16 protein-coding genes are annotated in these 15,112 nt (G+C 63.5%); 13 read left to right on the forward strand and 3 right to left on the reverse strand.

What is annotated here, in order from left to right:
• Window positions 1-22 precede the first annotated feature (22 nt).
• A complete protein-coding gene (gene lpdA / locus ACREXZ_RS18745) occupies window positions 23-1,786 on the forward strand; it encodes a dihydrolipoyl dehydrogenase (RefSeq protein WP_431765613.1) in 1,764 nt (587 codons plus the stop codon).
• A gap of 326 nt (window positions 1,787-2,112) precedes the next feature.
• Here lpdA and ACREXZ_RS18750 read toward each other — a convergent pair whose 3' ends face one another.
• On the reverse strand, window positions 2,113-2,685 hold the full coding sequence (locus ACREXZ_RS18750; protein ID WP_431765614.1) for a phasin family protein: 573 nt from the start codon (window positions 2,683-2,685) through the stop codon (window positions 2,113-2,115).
• Window positions 2,686-3,339: 654 nt separating this feature from the next.
• Here ACREXZ_RS18750 and pbpG point away from each other — a divergent pair.
• Window positions 3,340-4,518, forward strand: coding sequence for a D-alanyl-D-alanine endopeptidase (gene pbpG, locus ACREXZ_RS18755; RefSeq protein ID WP_431765615.1), 1,179 nt, complete (start codon window positions 3,340-3,342; stop codon window positions 4,516-4,518).
• A gap of 103 nt (window positions 4,519-4,621) precedes the next feature.
• Here the strand turns inward: pbpG and ACREXZ_RS18760 are convergent, their stop codons facing one another.
• Window positions 4,622-5,443, reverse strand: coding sequence for an IclR family transcriptional regulator (locus ACREXZ_RS18760; RefSeq protein ID WP_431765616.1), 822 nt, complete (start codon window positions 5,441-5,443; stop codon window positions 4,622-4,624).
• Between ACREXZ_RS18760 and ACREXZ_RS18765 the strand changes: the two genes are divergently transcribed.
• From ACREXZ_RS18765 to ACREXZ_RS18775, 3 genes are read left to right on the forward strand one after another with little or no spacing between them, the layout of a single operon-like run.
• A complete protein-coding gene (locus tag ACREXZ_RS18765; protein WP_431765772.1) occupies window positions 5,391-5,654 on the forward strand; it encodes a hypothetical protein in 264 nt (87 codons plus the stop codon). The two genes, ACREXZ_RS18760 and ACREXZ_RS18765, sit on opposite strands and share 53 nt — an antisense overlap.
• On the forward strand, window positions 5,624-6,346 hold the full coding sequence (locus ACREXZ_RS18770) for a (Fe-S)-binding protein (RefSeq protein WP_431765617.1): 723 nt from the start codon (window positions 5,624-5,626) through the stop codon (window positions 6,344-6,346). The genes ACREXZ_RS18765 and ACREXZ_RS18770 overlap by 31 nt, the downstream gene beginning before the upstream one ends.
• 54 nt (window positions 6,347-6,400) lie before the next feature.
• Entirely contained in the window at window positions 6,401-7,813 is a 1,413-nt protein-coding gene (locus ACREXZ_RS18775; RefSeq protein WP_431765618.1) for a lactate utilization protein B, read from the forward strand.
• A gap of 28 nt (window positions 7,814-7,841) precedes the next feature.
• Here the strand turns inward: ACREXZ_RS18775 and ACREXZ_RS18780 are convergent, their stop codons facing one another.
• Window positions 7,842-8,444 carry a hypothetical protein gene (locus ACREXZ_RS18780; RefSeq protein ID WP_431765619.1) on the reverse strand — a complete coding sequence of 201 codons (603 nt, stop codon included), beginning with the start codon at window positions 8,442-8,444 and terminating at the stop codon, window positions 7,842-7,844.
• A 277-nt stretch (window positions 8,445-8,721) separates the two neighbouring features.
• On the opposite strand from ACREXZ_RS18780, the gene ACREXZ_RS18785 reads away from it, so the two are divergent.
• From ACREXZ_RS18785 to hscA, 8 genes are all read left to right on the forward strand, one after another.
• Complete coding sequence (locus tag ACREXZ_RS18785; RefSeq protein WP_431765620.1) at window positions 8,722-8,958, forward strand: hypothetical protein; 237 nt, start codon at window positions 8,722-8,724, stop codon at window positions 8,956-8,958.
• A gap of 123 nt (window positions 8,959-9,081) precedes the next feature.
• Window positions 9,082-9,582, forward strand: a complete 501-nt coding sequence (locus ACREXZ_RS18790) for a low molecular weight protein-tyrosine-phosphatase (protein WP_431765621.1) — start codon at window positions 9,082-9,084, stop codon at window positions 9,580-9,582.
• Window positions 9,583-9,700: 118 nt separating this feature from the next.
• Window positions 9,701-10,234, forward strand: a complete 534-nt coding sequence (iscR, locus tag ACREXZ_RS18795; RefSeq protein ID WP_431765622.1) for a Fe-S cluster assembly transcriptional regulator IscR — start codon at window positions 9,701-9,703, stop codon at window positions 10,232-10,234.
• Window positions 10,235-10,294: 60 nt separating this feature from the next.
• Window positions 10,295-11,518: an IscS subfamily cysteine desulfurase gene (locus ACREXZ_RS18800; protein WP_431765623.1), complete on the forward strand. Its 1,224-nt coding sequence runs from the start codon at window positions 10,295-10,297 to the stop codon at window positions 11,516-11,518.
• A 50-nt stretch (window positions 11,519-11,568) separates the two neighbouring features.
• Window positions 11,569-11,988, forward strand: coding sequence for a Fe-S cluster assembly scaffold IscU (gene iscU / locus ACREXZ_RS18805; protein WP_431765624.1), 420 nt, complete (start codon window positions 11,569-11,571; stop codon window positions 11,986-11,988).
• 160 nt (window positions 11,989-12,148) lie between these two features.
• Window positions 12,149-12,472: an iron-sulfur cluster assembly protein IscA gene (gene iscA / locus ACREXZ_RS18810; protein WP_431765625.1), complete on the forward strand. Its 324-nt coding sequence runs from the start codon at window positions 12,149-12,151 to the stop codon at window positions 12,470-12,472.
• A 126-nt stretch (window positions 12,473-12,598) separates the two neighbouring features.
• Complete coding sequence (gene hscB / locus ACREXZ_RS18815; RefSeq protein WP_431765765.1) at window positions 12,599-13,126, forward strand: Fe-S protein assembly co-chaperone HscB; 528 nt, start codon at window positions 12,599-12,601, stop codon at window positions 13,124-13,126.
• Between the two features lie 103 nt (window positions 13,127-13,229).
• On the forward strand, window positions 13,230-15,101 hold the full coding sequence (gene hscA / locus ACREXZ_RS18820) for a Fe-S protein assembly chaperone HscA (RefSeq protein ID WP_431765626.1): 1,872 nt from the start codon (window positions 13,230-13,232) through the stop codon (window positions 15,099-15,101).
• The last annotated feature ends 11 nt before the right edge of the window (window positions 15,102-15,112 follow it).

The following is a 15,112-nucleotide window of genomic DNA, read 5'->3' on the forward strand; positions in this document are numbered from 1 at the left end:
ATCAACAAAAGAAGGGGACACTATGAGTCTCGTCGAAGTGAAAGTGCCGGACATCGGCGATTTCAAGGATGTCGATGTCATCGAAGTGAACATCAAACCCGGCGACGTCATCGAGAAAGAGCAATCGCTGCTGACGCTCGAATCGGACAAGGCGTCGATGGAAGTTCCGAGCGATACCGCCGGCACCGTGAAGGAAGTCCGCATCAAGGCCGGCGACAAGGTGTCGCAAGGCACGGTGATCGCAATGGTCGAGGCATCCGCTGCGGCACCGGCGAAGGAAGCCGCGCCCGCGAAGGCGCCGGAACCTGCGCCGCAGGCCGCCGCACCAAAGGCGGCCGCTCCCGCGCCGCAGGCCGGCAGCTTCTCGGGCAGCGCCGATATCGAATGCGAGATGCTCGTGCTCGGCTCGGGCCCCGGCGGTTATTCGGCCGCGTTTCGCTCGGCGGATCTGGGCATGAAGACGGTGCTCGTCGAACGCTACCAGACGCTCGGCGGCGTGTGCCTGAACGTCGGCTGCATTCCGTCGAAGGCGCTGCTGCACACTGCGCTCGTCATCGACGAAGCGGCGGCGCTCGCGTCGCACGGCATCACGTTCGGCAAGCCGCAGGTCGATCTCGACAAGCTGCGCGATTTCAAATCCGGTGTCGTGAAGAAGCTGACCGGCGGTCTCGCCGGCATGGCGAAGGCACGCAAGGTCGAAGTGGTGACGGGCGTCGGTACGTTCATCGATCCGCACCATCTCGAAGTGCAGACCGACGGCGGCAAGAAGGTCGTCAAGTTCGCGCAGGCGATCATCGCGGCGGGTTCGCAGGCGGTGAAGCTGCCGTTCATTCCGGAGGATCCGCGGGTTGTCGATTCGACCGGCGCGCTCGAGCTGCGGCAAGTTCCGCAACGGATGCTCGTGATCGGCGGCGGCATCATCGGCCTCGAAATGGCGACCGTCTATGCGACGCTCGGCTCGCAGATCGACGTCGTCGAAATGCTCGACGGCCTGATGACCGGCGCGGACCGCGACCTCGTGAAGGTCTGGGAAAAGTACAACAGCAAGCGTTTCGCGAACGTGATGCTGAAGACGAAAACGACGGCTGCGCAAGCGAAGGACGACGGCATCTATGTGTCGTTCGAAGGCGAGAAGGCGCCGGCCGAACCGCAACGCTACGATCTCGTGCTGGTCGCCGTGGGCCGCAGCCCGAACGGCAAGAAGATCGGTGCCGACAAGGCGGGCGTCGCGGTGACCGATCGCGGCTTCATCGACGTCGACAAGCAGATGCGCACGAACGTCCCGCACATCTTTGCGATCGGCGACATCGTCGGGCAGCCGATGCTCGCGCACAAGGCCGTGCACGAAGGACACGTCGCGGCCGAAGCGGCACATGGCGAGAAGGCGTACTTCGACGCGCTGCAGATTCCGTCGGTGGCCTACACGGACCCGGAAGTCGCATGGGCCGGCAAGACCGAAGACCAGTGCAAGGCCGAAGGCATCAAGTACGGCAAGGCGGTGTTCCCGTGGGCAGCGTCCGGTCGCGCGATCGCGAATGGCCGCGACGAAGGCTTCACGAAGCTGCTGTTCGACGAAGAGACGCATCGCGTGATCGGCGGTGCGATCGTCGGGCTGAATGCCGGCGACCTCATCAGCGAAGTGTGCCTGGCGGTCGAGATGGGCGCGGACGCGACGGATATCGGCAAGACGATCCATCCGCATCCGACGCTCGGCGAATCGATCGGCATGGCAGCCGAACTGTATGAAGGTGTGTGTACGGATCTGCCGCCGCAACGGAAGAAGTAATGACGCGTCTGTTGCCCGTTCGCTGACGGCGAGCGGACAACAGCGATAAAAAAACGGCGCGCCCTTTGCGGGGCGCGCCGTTTTTTCTGGCACTGATGCGCGGATACAGATTGGTGTTGCTTCAACGTCGTTCAGGTATCGCCCAAAAAAATCCCGGACAAGCCGGGAAACGATACGCTGCTTAACGTATCGGAGCGTTGTGCCGTGCGACTCTCCGGGAAGGAGAGCGACACGGCGCTGTTGCCTGATACGGTACAGCTCGATGATCTTGCAATTCGTCTTGCTACTGCGAGAGGCTTGCGCCGCGCATCGTTCGGTGCTGAAGCTTAAACAGTCTTCTTGGCCGAGCGCGAAGCTTGCGCAGTTGCTTGCGTTGCAGCCTTCTGCGCGGCCGCTGCGGCTGCGTTGAAGTTGCTTTCAGCGAGTTCGACGGCTTGCTTCGTTGCCTTGTGGACTGTTTCGTACGTCGTGTTCGCGGCAGTGATCGCCGACTTGATCACGGCGACGGCGGTTTCCGAACCGGCCGGTGCATTCTTCGCGACGTTGTCGACGAGCGCTTGCACCTTGCGGTTCTGCTCTTCGTATTGCGATTCCGCGACGCGAGCGAATTCGGCTTGCGTAGCCGACGCGATTTCATACAGGTGACGACCGTACGACAGAACCTTTTCCGCGACCGGCTGCGTCAGGCTGGCTTGCAGTGCCAGCAGTTCCTGCGCGTCCTTCACCGACAGTGCGCGCTGGGCGTTTTCCTGGCTTTCAGCAATCGTCGACTTCACGACTTGCAGGTTCAGTTCGACCAGCTTTTCCACGCCTTCGAATGCCTTCGTCGTAAGGCCGAACAGCGTTTCGAGGTTGGCTTTTTGGGCTGCGGCGATTTGCTCGGGGGTCAGCAGACTCATGTTTACGCTCCTGATAACGATCTGTCTGGCGCAGACCGTGTGGGTTTAACGGCAGAAACCGGGTTGCACATGGCACGGTTTTGGTTCATCTACCGTTCCGTATGCGTTTTGTGCGTCGCACAATGGTTCCCATTTTAGGTGGGCTTCGGTGGAAGTCAAGCTCTTTTTGTGCGTCGCACAATATTAAGAATTTGCCGATAAAACAATACGTTATGCGGCAGGCATGACGACCGGATGACGCACGTGGAAAGCCCATTGCCTCCAGATGGTGCGTGGCTGCGGCGCGAGCGGAAGTGGGGCGAAATTCGCGTTCGATGTAAACCGGGTATTGTCACGGAACGTTAACCTGGCGCCCGCGGTCGAATGCGCGCCGCGTGGTTCCTCGTGATTGGGCCACCGTTTCGTGTTTGTCCCCATCAAGCGCGCGGCGAGTTGGCCGTTAAGCCGGTAAGCAGGGTCCCGGTGTGGCTAGACGCATCGCCGGGCTATCCGGCAGCGCGATCGTTTTTTTCGATTGAACGGCAAACTTGGTTGGTTCACTCAATCAAACCTTACAACGAGGTTTAACGAGAACCGATAAGTGCTTAATATTGCTAATTTTTCACGCTTTTACTACACTTGCGGAAAACTCCTGCAGCTCCCTTCAGAACACCAATGAAAACCGACATGTTTTCGCCGCTCAGAACACTCCACGGCGCCGTACTCGGCGCCGTGCTGTCGCTGACCGCTTCGGCCGTCATTGCAGCGGCATTTGCGATGCCAGTAGACGCGTTTGCCGCGTCCACGACTACGCACGCCAAACGTACCGCCCAATCCGCCAAAACCGCACGCAAGACCACGCGCGGCGCTGCAACGGTGGCGGCACGGTCCTCTAAAACCGCGGTGAAAACCGCCGCCGTGAAGGCGGGCGATGACGCGCCGCGGGTCGTCGCGAAGAGGCGTCGCGTCTCGTACACGATGAACGGGCGTCACCACTCGGTGGTGCGTCGCGTCGCGTTCGAACCGCGTCAGCCGTCAGTCGGCCAGGCATTTGGACTGCACGACACGCCCGACGCGCTCGCGCTGCGCTCCAGCGTCGCGTATGTCGTCGACCAGAATTCGGCCGAGCCGCTGTTCGACAAGAACTCGCAGGCCGTCGTGCCGATCGCGTCGATCACGAAGCTGATGACCTCGATGGTCGTGCTCGATTCGAAAGAGCCGATGACCGAGCAGATCGAGGTCACAGACGAAGACCGCGATTACGAAAAGAACACGGGCTCGCGCCTGTCGGTCGGATCGGTGCTGTCGCGCGAGGATATGCTGCACATCGCGTTGATGGCGTCGGAAAACCGCGCGGCCGCCGCGTTGTCGCGCTACTTCCCGGGCGGCCGTCCGGCGTTCATCGCCGCGATGAACGCGAAGGCGAAGCAGTTGGGCATGACCGATACGCACTTCGAGAATTCGACCGGCCTCACGAGCCAGAACGTCTCGAGCGCGCGCGATCTCGTGAAGATGGTCAACGCCGCGTATCAGTATCCGTTGATCCGCCGCTTCTCGACCGATCGCAGCTACGAAGTGTTCACCGGCAAGCGCTCGCTTGCGTACAACAGCACGAATGCGCTGGTGCGCAACCCGACATGGGATATCGGCCTGCAAAAGACCGGCTTCATCAACGAAGCGGGCGAGTGCCTCGTGATGCAGGCGACGATCCACGGCCGTCCGATGATCATGGTGCTGCTCGATTCGTCGGGCAAGTATTCGCGGTTCGCGGATGCGGCGCGTCTGCGGACGTGGCTCGATAACGGCGGCGAAGCGCGTATCACCAGCGCGGATGCCGGCGGTGCGGGCACCTGACTTCTTCGTCGGTTCGCCTGAAAAGGGAACCTGGCGTCAAATGCAAAAGAGCCTCGCGATGCGAGGCTCTTTTCTTTGTGTCCGCTTACCCGTGTATCCGCGTTCAGGCGTGGTGCGGCGCGTGGCTGTTAAGGCTCTGGACCACCTTGGCTGCATCCGCGTGATAGCCGAGCGATTCGGAGATCACGAGCGCTGTCTTGCTGACCTGGCCGAGCCACGAATCCTGCAACCGGTCGGCTGGCGCGGACAGCGACAGGCCAGCGACCAGCTTGCCCGTGTCGTCGTAGATGCCCGCGGCGATGCAGCGCACGCCCAGTTCGAGTTCCTCGTTGTCGCGTGCGCACGCCTGCTGGCGCACGAAATTCAGTTCGCGCTCGAGCTTCGCGAGATCGGTGATGCTGTTCTGCGTATGTCCTGACAGCCCGGTGCGTGTCGCGTAAGCGCGTACGCGGGTCGCTTCGTCGGCGGCGAGAAAGAGCTTGCCCACCGACGTCAGATGCAGCGGTGCACGGCCGCCGATCGCGCGCACCACCTGCATGCCGGAGCGCTCCGAGTAAGCGCGTTCGATATAGACGATCTCGTCGCCCTGACGTACCGACAGATTGACCGTTTGCCCGGTGAGCCGGTGCAGCTCGCGCATCGGCGTCAGCGCGGCATCGCGCACCGACAGGCGAGCCTTCACGAGATTGCCGAGTTCCAGCAGACGCATGCCGAGCCGGTAGGTGCCCGGGTCCGAACGATCGACCAGCCGGCATGTGACCATGTCGTTGAGAATGCGGTGTGCGGTGGAGGGATGCAGTTCGGTGCGCAGGGAGAGTTCTTTCAGGCTGACCGGGTCGCTGTGCGCCGCGAGGGCGTCCAGCAAGCGCATCATGCGCTCGATCACCTGGATCGAAGTCTTGGGATCCGGGTTCTTTTCGCTCATGGGGATTGATCAGTTGACGTGTCAAGCAGCGGGAAAATTGATTGTATCTCGTATGGTGAAAAAAGCGAACGCCGTCCGAGACAGCATTCAAATCCGCGCCGCTCGCGCCGAAGCCCGCGCGGCGTTGGTGCCGACGATCAAACAGCGGATAATCGGGAACGCCATCCTGGAGGAGACCTCATGCGAGTCGGACTGTTCGTCACGTGCCTGATCGACCTGATGCGCCCGGAAATCGGCTTCTCGACGATCAAGCTGATCGAACGCGCCGGCTTCGAGGTCATCGTGCCACCCGCACAAACCTGCTGTGGGCAACCGGCCTACAACTCGGGGGACCGCCGGATTGCGCGCGATCTTGCCGAGAAGGCGGTGCGCGAGTTCGAACAGTTCGACTATGTGGTCGTGCCATCGGGCTCGTGCGGCGGCATGATCCACGCGCATTACGGCGACCTGTTCCGCGACGATCCCGAACTGATGGGCCGCTACAGCCGGCTGCGGCCCAAGGTATTCGAGTTGACCGATTTCCTCGTCAACGTCGCGAAGATCGAACTGGCCGAAGTCGGATTCGCCGGGCCGGTGACGTATCACGATTCGTGTTCGGGGCTACGCGAACTGGGCGTCAAGACGCAGCCGCGCGCGCTGCTCGCGCAGGCCGGCGTGCCGGTCACGGAAATGAAGGGCTGCGAACACTGCTGCGGTTTCGGTGGCACGTTCGCGATCAAGTACGGCGACATCTCCACGGCGATCGTCGACGAGAAGTGCGCGAACATTGCCGCGAGCGGCACGGACGCGGTGGTGCTCGGCGATCTCGGCTGCATGCTGAACATCGAAGGGCGCCTGCGTCGCACCGGCGACACGACGACGCGCGTGCTGCACATTGCGCAGGTGCTGGCCGGCGACGCCTGAGCCAGCCGCGCCGCTCAACACCATTTCCGTTTCCACGCTTTTCTCAGAGCCGCCATGCAAGTTCAATCGATGCAGTTCAAGGCGCGCGCAGGTCAGAAGCTTGCCGATCAGCGTCTGCAGCAGAACCTCACGAAGCTGTCGACGAAGTTCGTGTCGGCCCGCGCCGAAGCGATGACCGCGATCGATTTCCAAGCGACGCGCGATGCGTTGAAGGCGCGCCGCGACCGCGCGCTCGAGAACCTCGACGTCTGGCTCGAAACCTTCGAGCGCGAAGCGACGCGGCGCGGTGTGACGGTGTTGTTCGCGGAGACGACGCAGGAGGCGGCGCGGCTCGTCGCCGACATCGCGCGCCGGCACGACGTGAAGAAAGTGATCAAGACGAAGTCGATGGTGTCGGAGGAAATGCGGTTGAATGCGGTGCTCGGCGAGATGGGCGTGCAGTCGATCGAGACGGATCTCGGCGAATACATCCTGCAGATCAACGACAACGAGCCGCCGAGCCACATCATTGCGCCCGTCGTGCACAAGGACAAGGACGAGATCGCGGATCTGTTCGCGAAGACGCATCAGCGTCCGCGCCTCACCGAGATTCCGGAGATGGCACACGAAGCGCGCGAGATGCTGCGCCCGCACTTCATGACCGCCGACATGGGCGTGACCGGCGGCAACTTCGTGATCGCGGAAACCGGCTCGGTGGCGATCGTGACGAACGAGGGCAACGAGGGCATGTGCACGGTGATGCCGCGCGTGCACGTCGCGATCACGGGGATCGAGAAGGTGCTGCCGACGCTCGAGGATCTCGCCACCGCAATGCGTCTGCTGCCGCGTTCGGCGACCGGCCAGGCGACGTCGAACTACTTTTCGGTGCTGACGGGACCACGCGGACCGGGCGACCAGGACGGTCCCGAGCACATGTACGTGGTGCTCGTCGACGGCGGTCGCACGGGGCTCATCGGCGGCGACTTTCAGGAGATGCTGCGCTGTATCCGCTGTGGCGCATGCATGAATCATTGCCCGGTTTATCAGAAGGTCGGCGGGCATGCGTACGGCTGGGTGTATCCGGGGCCGATGGGCTCCGTGCTGACGCCGAGCTACGTAGGGCTCGACAAGGCGCTCGACCTGCCGCAGGCCGCGACGCTATGCGGTGAATGCAACAGCGTTTGCCCGGTCGGCATTCCGCTGTCGGATCTGCTGCGCAAGCTGCGCGAGAAACAGGTGGAGCGCCGGCTGCGTCCGTGGCGCGAGCGGGTGGGGCTCGCCGTGTGGGGCTATCTCGCGTTGCATCCGGATGCGTACGCGCTACTGACGAAGCTCGCGGTGCGGGTGCTAGAACGGATGGGCGGTCGGAAGCGTTCGATCGCGCGGTTGCCGCTCGGCGGCGGCTGGACCGGTACGCGCGACATGCCCGCACCGGTCGGGCGTACTTTTCGCGAGCTGTACAAGGCGCAGCGTAGCCACCTCGGTTGATCGCGGCCACGGTGTGTGGGTGATGCCGTCAATGGCGGCCACCGTGGGACTGGTCGTCATTGCTGGCCGACCCGCGACTGCCGCCGCGGTTGCCACCGTGATCACCCCCGCGGTCGCCGCCGTTCCCGCCATGTCCCGCATTCCCTCCGTTCCCTCGATTCCAGCCGCCTCCGCCGCCGGGCGCCTGCGGAGGCGGGCCGGCGGGTCGACCGCCGGGATTGCCGCTTCCATGCCATCCACCACCCGGCGCATTCGCTTGAGGCGGGTTGGCTTGCGGCGGATTGCCGCCCGGTCCGCGCCAGCCGCCGTGATCGGGGCGCCAACCGCTCCGGTCGGGGTCGCGCCGTCCGTTGTCGTCGGGACGTCCACGATAGCCCGGCTGGCCCCACCATGGGCCACGGTCCGGATAGGACGGTCCGGAATAGCCGCCGAAGCCCAGATAGACGTTCGATTGGTCGGCCGGCGCGCCGTAATAGGCCGGGCCGCCGCCAGCGTCGCCGTAGTCGGCATAGCCGGCATCGTAGCCGTTGCCGTACATGGGGGTGCCGTCAGGGTAGGCGGCGCAACCGCCAAGCAACGCGGCAAGCCCGAGGCCTGCGAGCGGTACAACGCGTTTCAGCAGAAGCGACATTGATGCGATCCTGAAGGGAGGTTGTCTTGATTTTCCACCCGACCGGTTCTTTCGTCTGTATGTCTTTGTAAGATTTCTGTCTGCTCGTTTACATGGCGATCCATCGCGATTGTCGCGGCTCCACTTCGGTCACTGTTCATTCGGAGACAACACTGTATTCTGCCTGCGCGGGTTTTTCCGGATTGTTCGAACCTCTATCATTGCATCAAGGCGTAATGGGTCTTCACGTGACGCACAGTGAGTCGCGAGACCCGCGCCAAACGTAGAGAGCGACATCATGAAAAAGACAATATCGGTGTACTGGCCATTGGCCATCGTCGTACCGCTCGCAGCGGCCGCGTTTCTTCACATCTGCAGCGACGCGGCTTCGCGCGCGTCGCAGGCGCCGCTCGCCGCGAACCAGCTGACCGCGGAACTGGCGCGTACGGTGTCGTACGGTTTCATCGCCGACACAATCGACACGCCTATGAAGCCGATCCGCGCCACGGCGCTGCCGTTGCCCGCATCGTTTTAACTCCGCTGCGCGCCGGGCCATGCCCGGCGCGTTCGACAGCCGCTTTGTCTAATCGCGGCACCCGTTTTTCTGACCCATTGAACCTGCGCGGCACCGCCGCCCGAACGCACGAAAAAGCCGCTGATGAAATCCATCGCCATCTGCTTTATCTGTCTCGGGAACATCTGCCGTTCCCCGACTGCCGAGGGCGTGATGCGGCATCAGCTCGCCGAGGCGAAGCTCGCGGATCGCATCGAGGTCGATTCGGCCGGCACTGGCAACTGGCACGTCGGCGAGGCACCGGACGAGCGCGCGCAACGCGCCGCGGGACAGCGCGGCTACGATCTGTCCGCATTAAAAGGCCGGCAGATCGCCGTGAACGATTTCGAACGCTTCGATCTGCTGATCGCAATGGATGACGCGAATATCTCCGCGCTGCGCGCCGTGTGTCCGCCGCAGCAGCGCGACAAGATCCGTCTGTTGATGGAGTTCGTGCCCGACACGGACAACCGCTGGTCGGGATCGAGGGAAGTCGTCGACCCGTATTTCGGAGGCGCCGCTGGCTTCGAGCAGGTGCTCGATCAGTGCGAGGCGGCATGCCGCGGACTCGTTGCAGTCCTTCGGCCCCAATTGCTTCAGACGTAACACGCATTCAGGCCGTTTGCAGTTAAGTAATGACCCAATTCGCGATAGGGATACTTGACTAAAACGCTCATGTATTTATACTTGACGAAAATTGTCGAGAATTGCGGACACCCACATCATGAGACTCACCACGAAAGGCCGTTTCGCCGTCACGGCGATGATTGACCTGGCACTGCGCCAGGAGCAGGGCCCGGTGACGCTTGCGGGTATCAGCCAGCGCCAGCACATCTCCCTGTCCTACCTGGAACAGCTGTTCGGCAAGTTGCGCCGCCATGAGATCGTCGAGTCCGTACGCGGGCCCGGCGGCGGGTACAATCTTGCCCGCCGCGCCGAGGACGTGACCGTTGCCGACATCATCATCGCCGTCGACGAGCCGCTCGATGCGACCCAGTGCGGCGGCAAGGGCACCTGCGAAGGCACGAAGCAGCACGACGGCCATTGCATGACGCACGAACTGTGGTCGACGCTGAACCAGAAGATGGTCGAGTACCTCGATTCGGTGTCGCTGAAGGATCTGGTCGATCAGCAGCGCTCGCGCGAAAGTGCCCCGGCGGTGCTACGCGATCGGCGCAGCGAGGCCCCCGCAGCGGCCGAAACGGTGCGCGCCGTGCCGAAAGGACCGAATTCCGTTTTCAACATGGCGAGTTCCTGAGCGCGCCGCGAGAGCGAGCCTGGAATGCAACGTCAGAACAATATGTCCCCGGAGCAACTGATGAATAACGATATTCCCCACCTGCCCATTTACATGGACTACAGCGCGACGACTCCGGTCGACCCGCGCGTGGTGGACAAGATGATCCCGTATCTGCGCGAGCAGTTCGGCAACCCGGCGTCGCGGAGCCATTCGTATGGCTGGGACGCCGAGCGTGCGGTCGAGGAAGCGCGCGAGAACGTCGCGGCGCTCGTCAACGCCGATCCGCGCGAAATCATCTGGACCTCGGGCGCGACCGAATCCGACAACCTCGCGATCAAGGGCGCCGCGCATTTCTACAAGAGCAAGGGCAAGCACATCATCACGGTGAAGACCGAGCACAAGGCTGTGCTCGACACCTGTCGCGAGCTCGAGCGCGAAGGCTTCGACGTCACGTATCTTGACGTGAAGGATGACGGTCTGATCGATCTCGACGTCTTCAAGGCGGCGCTGCGTCCGGACACGATTCTGGTGTCGGTGATGTCGGTCAACAACGAGATCGGCGTGATCCAGGACATCGAAACGATCGGCGAAATCTGCCGCGAGAAAGGGATCATTTTCCACGTCGACGCGGCGCAGGCCACCGGCAAGGTCGTGATCGACCTGCAGAAGCTGAAGGTCGACCTGATGTCGTTCTCGGCGCACAAGACTTACGGCCCGAAGGGCATCGGCGCGCTGTACGTGCGCCGCAAGCCGCGCGTGCGGATCGAAGCGCAGATGCACGGCGGCGGTCACGAACGCGGCATGCGTTCGGGCACGCTCGCGACGCACCAGATCGTCGGCATGGGCGAAGCGTTCCGCCTCGCACGCGAAGAAATGGCGACGGAGAACGAGCGCATCCGCATGCTGCGCGACCGTCTGCTGCGCGGCCTGTCCGAGATCGAAGAGGTCTACGTGAACGGCGACATGGAAACGCGTGTGCCGCACAACCTGAACATCAGCTTCAATTTCGTCGAAGGCGAGTCGCTGATCATGGCCGTCAAGGACGTCGCGGTGTCGTCGGGTTCGGCGTGCACGTCGGCGTCGCTCGAACCTTCGTATGTGCTGCGCGCGCTCGGTCGTAACGACGAACTCGCGCACAGCTCGATCCGCTTCACGGTGGGCCGCTTCACGACCGAGCAGGACGTCGATTACGTGATCAACCTGCTGAAGTCCAAGATTGCGAAGCTGCGCGACCTGTCGCCGCTGTGGGAAATGCACAAGGACGGGATCGATATTTCGACGATCCAGTGGGCTGCGCACTGACGCGCCCGTTTATATCGAATGCAGGTTGAAACGAATCAAGGAGTGTCATCATGGCTTATAGCGACAAGGTGCTGGATCACTACGAAAACCCGCGCAACGTCGGTTCGTTCGCGAAGGACGACGATACGGTCGGCACCGGCATGGTCGGCGCGCCGGCCTGCGGCGACGTGATGAAGCTGCAGATCCGCGTGGGCGCGGACGGCGTGATCGAAGACGCGAAGTTCAAGACCTACGGCTGCGGTTCGGCAATCGCATCGAGCTCGCTCGTCACCGAATGGGTGAAGGGCAAGACGCTCGACCAGGCGATGTCGATCAAGAACACGCAGATCGCGGAAGAACTCGCGCTGCCGCCGGTGAAGATCCACTGTTCGATCCTGGCGGAAGACGCGATCAAGGCTGCAGTGGCCGACTACCGGCAGCGTCACGGCGGCGAAACCGCCGAAGCGGGCGACAGCAAGCAGGCGGCCTGAGCGGGCTACTCCGGACACACGACGGCGCGGCGGTCGAAGTCAGTACGAGCCGCGTCGCCGTACGGTACGGAACAGCAGAAGCGGAGCAGGGCCGACGCGCGTGGCGGATGTGAAGCAGGATGAGCGCATACCGGCGCGCAACGGAGCAATGAGAGACGTTATGGCAATCACGTTGACGGAAAAAGCGGCACAGCATGTGCAGAAGTACCTGACGCGCCGCGGCAAGGGCGTCGGGCTGCGGCTCGGCGTGCGGACGACCGGGTGCTCGGGGCTCGCGTACAAGCTCGAGTATGTGGACGACCTCGCGCCGGAAGATGAGGTATTCGAGTGCAACGGCGTGAAGATCATCGTCGACCCGAAGAGCCTCGCGTATATCGACGGCACGGAACTCGACTTCGCGCGTGAAGGGCTGAACGAAGGCTTCAAGTTCAATAACCCGAACGTGAAGGACGAGTGCGGCTGCGGCGAATCGTTCCGCGTGTAAGCGCGCGCAGAGTGGCAAAAAGGCGGCGCGGGCCGCCTTTTTAATTTCCCGCCGCGCGTTGCCCATTGCCCCCGTTGCCTCTACTCCCTGAACCGACCCACGCGACCCACGCGAATGACACTCAAGATGGCCTCGCTGAACGACAGCCACTTCGATCTCTTCGACCTGCCGGCGCAGTTCGCGCTCGATGCGCACGCGCTCGATGACGCTTACCGCACCGTGCAGGCACAGGTGCACCCCGACCGTTTCGCGGCCGCCGGTGACGCGCAGAAGCGTATCGCGATGCAATGGGCGACGCGCACGAACGAGGCGTATCAGACGCTGCGCGATCCGCTGCGGCGCGCGACGTATCTGCTCGGACTGCGCGGCATCGACGTCGGTGCGGAGAACAACACCGCGATGGAGCCGGCGTTCCTGATGCAGCAGATGGAATGGCGCGAACGGATCGAGGACGCGGCCGGCGCGAAGAACGTCGATGAACTTGAGTCGCTGCTGACCGAACTGCGCGACGAAGAGCGCGTGCGTTTCGGCAAGCTTGCCGCGCTGCTCGACAGCAACGCGGACCAGGCCGCGAGCGAAGCGGTGCGCCAGTTGATGTTCATCGAGCGCGTCGCAGCGGAGATCGGCACCCAGATCGAACGGCTCGACGCGTGAACGCCCGCGTGAATGTTCAGATGAGGCAGCGACCCCCGGCGACGCCCCCAACAGCAATGCGATCCGCCCGATGCGGATCGAACGATTCCGAAGAAGATCACTGATGGCTTTACTGCAAATCTCCGAACCCGGCATGGCGCCCGCGCCGCACCAGCGGCGCCTCGCAGTCGGCATCGACCTCGGCACCACGAACTCGCTCGTCGCCGCGGTGCGCAGCGGCGTGCCCGACGTGCTGCCCGACGAGGAAGGTCACGCGCTGCTGCCGTCGGTCGTCCGCTATCTGCCGAAGGGTGGCCGGCGCATCGGCCGGATCGCAAAGGCCGAGGCCGCGACCGATCCGCGCAACACGATCGTGTCGGTCAAGCGCTTCATGGGGCGCGGCAAGAGCGAAGTGGAGGGCGCCGAAAACGCGCCGTACGACTTCGTCGACGCGCCGGGGATGGTGCAGATCCGCACGGTCGACGGCGTGAAGAGCCCGGTCGAAGTGTCCGCCGAAATTCTTGCGACGTTGCGCCAGCGCGCCGAAGACACGCTCGGCGACGAACTGGTCGGCGCGGTGATCACGGTGCCCGCGTACTTCGACGAGCCGCAGCGCCAGGCGACGAAAGACGCCGCGCGCCTGGCCGGCCTGAACGTGCTGCGTCTTTTGAACGAGCCGACCGCGGCCGCGATCGCCTACGGTCTCGATAACGGCGCGGAAGGCCTGTACGCGGTGTACGACCTCGGTGGCGGTACGTTCGATCTGTCCATTCTGAAGCTCACGAAGGGCGTCTTCGAAGTGCTGGCGGCCGGCGGCGATTCGGCGCTCGGCGGCGACGACTTCGACCAGGCGCTGTATCGCCACGCGCTGGACCAGGCCGGCATCGCCCCCAACACGCTGACGCCCGAAGACGTGCGTCTGTTGCTCGACACCGTGCGCGAAACGAAGGAAGCGCTGTCCGACGCGACGTTCGCGCGGCTCGCGGTAACGTTGTCGAACGACGCGAAACTCGATCTGACGATCGACGAAGCGACGTTCGAAACGGTTACGCAGGCGCTCGTGCAGCGCACGCTCGGTCCGACGAAGAAAGCGTTGCGCGACGCGAAGGTCACCACAGCGCAGATCAAAGGTGTCGTGCTGGTCGGCGGCGCGACGCGGATGCCGGTGATCAGGTGCGCGGTCGAAACGTTCTTCGGCCAGCCGCCGCTGATCAATCTAGATCCCGACAAGGTCGTCGCGCTCGGCGCGGCGATCCAGGCCGATCTGCTTGCCGGCAACCGGGGCGGTGATGGCGACGACTGGCTGCTGCTCGACGTGATTCCGCTGTCGCTCGGCGTCGAGACCATGGGTGGTCTCACCGAGAAGATCGTGCCGCGCAACTCGACGATTCCCGTCGCGCGTGCGCAAGACTTTACGACCTTCAAGGACGGCCAGACGGCGATGGCGATTCACGTGGTGCAGGGCGAGCGCGAGCTCGTGTCCGACTGCCGGTCGCTCGCGCGTTTCGAATTGCGCGGCATTCCGCCGATGGCCGCCGGCGCGGCGCGGATTCGCGTCACGTATCAGGTCGACGCAGACGGCCTGCTGTCCGTGTTCGCGCGCGAACAGCTGTCGGGCGTCGAGGCATCGGTGGTCGTCAAGCCGTCGTATGGCCTCGCCGACGACGACATCGCGAAGATGCTCGAAGACAGCTTCCAGACCGCTGAAGTCGACATGCGCGCCCGCGCGCTGCGCGAGGCGCAGGTCGAAGCGCAGCGTCTGCTGGAAGCGACCGGCGCGGCGCTTGCCGCCGATGGCGAACTGCTCGACGAAGCCGAACGTGCGCAGCTCGACACACAGATCGCCGCGTTACAGGCGGTCGCGCAGAGCTATGACGCTGGCGTGATCGAGGCCGTGACGAAGACGCTCGCCGAAGGCACCGACGAATTCGCCGCGCGCCGGATGAACAAGGGCATCCGCCGCGCACTCGCGGGCCGCAAGCTCGACGAGATCTAAACGCGGGCACA

It is taken from the genome of Paraburkholderia sp., from assembly GCF_050742655.1.
In the GTDB taxonomy this organism is placed as follows: domain Bacteria; phylum Pseudomonadota; class Gammaproteobacteria; order Burkholderiales; family Burkholderiaceae; genus Paraburkholderia.

Excerpts from the sequence above, each read along its gene's own strand:
- lpdA (WP_431765613.1), top strand. The coding sequence starts at position 23 with ATGAGTCTCGTCGAAGTGAAAGTGCCGGACATCGGCGATTTCAAGGAT.
- ACREXZ_RS18750 (WP_431765614.1), bottom strand. The coding sequence starts at position 2,685 with ATGAGTCTGCTGACCCCCGAGCAAATCGCCGCAGCCCAAAAAGCCAAC.
- pbpG (WP_431765615.1), top strand. The coding sequence starts at position 3,340 with ATGAAAACCGACATGTTTTCGCCGCTCAGAACACTCCACGGCGCCGTA.
- ACREXZ_RS18765 (WP_431765772.1), top strand. The coding sequence starts at position 5,391 with ATGCGCTCGATCACCTGGATCGAAGTCTTGGGATCCGGGTTCTTTTCG.
- ACREXZ_RS18760 (WP_431765616.1), bottom strand. The coding sequence starts at position 5,443 with ATGAGCGAAAAGAACCCGGATCCCAAGACTTCGATCCAGGTGATCGAG.
- ACREXZ_RS18770 (WP_431765617.1), top strand. The coding sequence starts at position 5,624 with ATGCGAGTCGGACTGTTCGTCACGTGCCTGATCGACCTGATGCGCCCG.
- ACREXZ_RS18775 (WP_431765618.1), top strand. The coding sequence starts at position 6,401 with ATGCAAGTTCAATCGATGCAGTTCAAGGCGCGCGCAGGTCAGAAGCTT.
- ACREXZ_RS18780 (WP_431765619.1), bottom strand. The coding sequence starts at position 8,444 with ATGTCGCTTCTGCTGAAACGCGTTGTACCGCTCGCAGGCCTCGGGCTT.
- ACREXZ_RS18785 (WP_431765620.1), top strand. The coding sequence starts at position 8,722 with ATGAAAAAGACAATATCGGTGTACTGGCCATTGGCCATCGTCGTACCG.
- ACREXZ_RS18790 (WP_431765621.1), top strand. The coding sequence starts at position 9,082 with ATGAAATCCATCGCCATCTGCTTTATCTGTCTCGGGAACATCTGCCGT.
- iscR (WP_431765622.1), top strand. The coding sequence starts at position 9,701 with ATGAGACTCACCACGAAAGGCCGTTTCGCCGTCACGGCGATGATTGAC.
- ACREXZ_RS18800 (WP_431765623.1), top strand. The coding sequence starts at position 10,295 with ATGAATAACGATATTCCCCACCTGCCCATTTACATGGACTACAGCGCG.
- iscU (WP_431765624.1), top strand. The coding sequence starts at position 11,569 with ATGGCTTATAGCGACAAGGTGCTGGATCACTACGAAAACCCGCGCAAC.
- iscA (WP_431765625.1), top strand. The coding sequence starts at position 12,149 with ATGGCAATCACGTTGACGGAAAAAGCGGCACAGCATGTGCAGAAGTAC.
- hscB (WP_431765765.1), top strand. The coding sequence starts at position 12,599 with ATGGCCTCGCTGAACGACAGCCACTTCGATCTCTTCGACCTGCCGGCG.
- hscA (WP_431765626.1), top strand. The coding sequence starts at position 13,230 with ATGGCTTTACTGCAAATCTCCGAACCCGGCATGGCGCCCGCGCCGCAC.